A 3,125-nucleotide genomic window follows, 5' to 3' on the forward strand; every position below is an offset into this window, starting at 1 on the left:
CACCCACGCGCCTGGAGATCTGCGAAGCGCAATCACCTTCTCGGAAACCCTCGCGAAATTTCGCAGTCGCGACGCCAGAGACCGAGGGTTAGATCATGCCTAGCATTCACCTTCCGGCCGCCCGCTAAATATCTCCTTTTGGGTTGTTAATAAAACATCCAATAAGTTGACTGTGCGTGAAAAAGAAAGTTTTGTGTGATGGCGTTGAAGATCGCACCGTTAAGCTCTTATGTGGGATGGTGCAGAGCTCGACGACTACCGATAAAACGCAACCGCCGCAAACAGACAAGAAAAAGCCCCAACTGATAACAGTTGGGGCTTCAGTATTGTGATTGGTGGAGCAATAGCACCCTGAACCCAAAACCTTCTCGCTCAACCGGTAGTGGCTGATAACAACTCGTGAGGGCTATTGCGGGTTAAGCATTTAGCGATGTCTAGGGCCAGACTGGACGTCTGAACGCAAGCCGCTGATACTGTACATAACCACAGTATCAGCGGAGGATACCCATGTCGCTGGCAAGGAACGCCACGGCGAGTCAATCGCCCACTCAAACAAACGGTTACGAACGCCACCAACCCGACCAGACGCTGCTCTACCAGCTGGTTGAGCAGCACTACCCAGCCTTCAAAGCCTCACTCGAAGCCCAAGGTCAACACCTGCCTCGCTACATCCAACAAGAATTCAACGACCTCCTCCAATGTGGCCGTCTGGAGTATGGTTTCATGCGGGTTCGCTGCGAGGATTGTCATCACGAGCGTCTGGTCGCCTTCAGCTGTAAACGACGCGGCTTTTGCCCTAGCTGCGGTGCCCGCCGGATGGCCGAGAGTGCGGCGCTGCTGATAGACGAAGTCTTCCCCAAGGAGCCCATTCGCCAGTGGGTGCTCAGCTTTCCTTTCCAGCTACGCTTTTTGCTGGCTCGCCATCCCCAGCTGATGGGCCAGGTCTTGAGTATCGTCTATCGTACACTCTCAACTCATCTGATCAAAAAAGCCGGTTACACCAAAGCCTCTGCACAAACTGGCTCAGTGACTCTTATCCAACGCTTTGGCTCCGCGCTAAATCTCAATGTCCACTACCACATGCTGTTTCTCGATGGTGTCTATGCCGAAGATGACTATGGCAAGCAACGCTTCCATCGTGTCAAGGCACCCACTTACGATGAGCTGAATACGCTCGCTCACACCCTCAGCCATCGCATCGCTCGCTGCATGGAAAAGCGTGGGATTTTGGAGCGTGATGCCGAGAATACGTGGTTGACACTGGAAGAGGGCGAAGACGATACGCTGACTCAATTACATGGTGCTTCGGTTACGTATCGCATTGCCGTCGGCCCCCAGCAAGGGCGCAAAGTCTTCACCCTGCAAACCTTGCCAGGGCGTGAGGATAAAGCCGACTCAAGCAGTCGAGTAGCCAACCATGCTGGTTTCTCGCTACACGCCGGTGTGATGGCCGAAGCGCATCAGCGGGATAAGCTTGAGCGCTTGTGTCGCTACATTAGTCGGCCAGCGGTTTCAGAAAAACGTCTGGCATTAACCGCCAATGGGCAGGTGCGTTACGAGCTCAAAACTCCGTACCGCAATGGCACCACCCATGTGATCTTCGAGCCGCTGGACTTCATCGCCAAACTCGCTGCGTTGGTACCTAAGCCGCGAGTCAACCTCACACGCTTCCACGGCGTCTTTGCACCGAACAGCAAACACCGAGTTCAAGTAACACCCGCCAAGCGGGGCAAGAAGCCCGACAAATCGGAAGGTCTCGATACTAACTGGCGTGACAAGAGTCCTGCAGAGCGCCACCGCGCCATGACCTGGATGCAACGCCTCAAGCGAGTCTTCAATATTGATATTGAAGTCTGCGAACACTGCGGCGGTCACGTCAAAGTGATTGCCAGCATCGAAGATCCGAAGGTCATTGAGCAGATTCTCAAGCATCTGAAACAGAAAACAGCCAAGGCGAATGCCGCCAAGCAGCGTGAGCTGCCACCAGAACGAGCGCCGCCACTGACTCCCAGCCTGTTCGATCCATCACAGAGTCGTCTCTTTGACTGACGACCCCAAATCCAACACTGCTCAACACTGCCAACTTTTAAACGGGGCGGTGGGGCAGTTTGTATCTCTCGAGCTATCAGGCTAGAGATTTTACCGCCAAATCGAACCTTATTAGAGCGGTTTAGGCTGGACCGGCAGTTAAAATTGGGGCTTGAGCGGTAAACGAGTGAGGGAATTTCAGGTAAGATACTTCGGATGAGGAGCAAAAAGGTGGTTTATACTTCCTATACCCGTAACTGCTTACAGTGAGTTTGAAGAAACCAGAGCAAACTACAAAAGTGAAGGTGAATGTATCAAGAAACTAATAGCTCAAGGTCGTGAGCGTATTGATATTGGAACCAGTAATGGTACTTGTTATTACATTCCTAATGGATACTACAAATGAATATATCACTTATCTTTGCCAATGAATTAATTACCAGAGCATTCGGTAATCAAGGCAAATTACCTTGGCAATTCATTAAAGAAGATATGCAGTTCTTCCAGAAGACTACAGAAAATTCTGTAGTCGTTATGGGATTAAATACATGGAGATCTCTACCTAAGATGAAGAAGCTTGGTAGAGACTTCATTGTCATATCTTCAACTATCACAGAGCACGAAGTGCTCAACAATAATATCCAAATATTCAAATCATTTGAGAGCTTCTTAGAAGCATTCAGAGACACAACCAAACCAATCAATGTCATTGGTGGTGTTGGTTTATTATCTGAAGCGATAGAACATGCTAGCACTGTTTACATGAGTTCTATTCATATGGTTAAACCTGTTCATGCTGATGTGTATGTACCGGTAGAACTAATGAATAAACTCTATAGTGATTTCAAATATCCAGAAAATATTCTATGGGTAGGTGATCCAATAGATTCTGTGTATAGCTTGTCTATTGATAAGTTTGTTAGACCAGCTTCGCTGGTTGGGGTGCCAAATGATATTAATACGTGATTACTAATAAGCCCTACACAAATTGGGAGATATATCATGAAAGGCTGGCTTTTTCTTGTTATCGCAATAGTTGGCGAAGTAATCGCAACATCCGCATTAAAATCTAGCGAGGGCTTTACTAAGCTTGCCCC

3 protein-coding genes and 1 pseudogene are annotated in these 3,125 nt (G+C 49.0%); all 4 read left to right on the forward strand.

Annotated elements, in window-relative coordinates; genetic code table 11:
• Positions 1–103: pseudogene (locus SC428_RS21970) on the forward strand (sulfonamide-resistant dihydropteroate synthase Sul1); the annotation flags it as partial.
• Positions 104–507: 404 nt separating this feature from the next.
• Positions 508–2,049, forward strand: a complete 1,542-nt coding sequence (locus tag SC428_RS21975) for an IS91-like element ISCR1 family transposase (RefSeq protein WP_000050481.1) — start codon at positions 508–510, stop codon at positions 2,047–2,049.
• 381 nt (positions 2,050–2,430) lie between these two features.
• Entirely contained in the window at positions 2,431–2,994 is a 564-nt protein-coding gene (gene dfrA10, locus SC428_RS21980; protein WP_001027119.1) for a trimethoprim-resistant dihydrofolate reductase DfrA10, read from the forward strand.
• A gap of 36 nt (positions 2,995–3,030) precedes the next feature.
• Positions 3,031–3,125 (forward strand): SMR family transporter (locus tag SC428_RS21985; RefSeq protein WP_232926251.1); only part of this gene is annotated, 95 nt, incomplete at its 3' end.

It is taken from the genome of Providencia sp. 2023EL-00965, assembly GCF_033550225.1.
GTDB lineage: Bacteria > Pseudomonadota > Gammaproteobacteria > Enterobacterales > Enterobacteriaceae > Providencia > Providencia manganoxydans.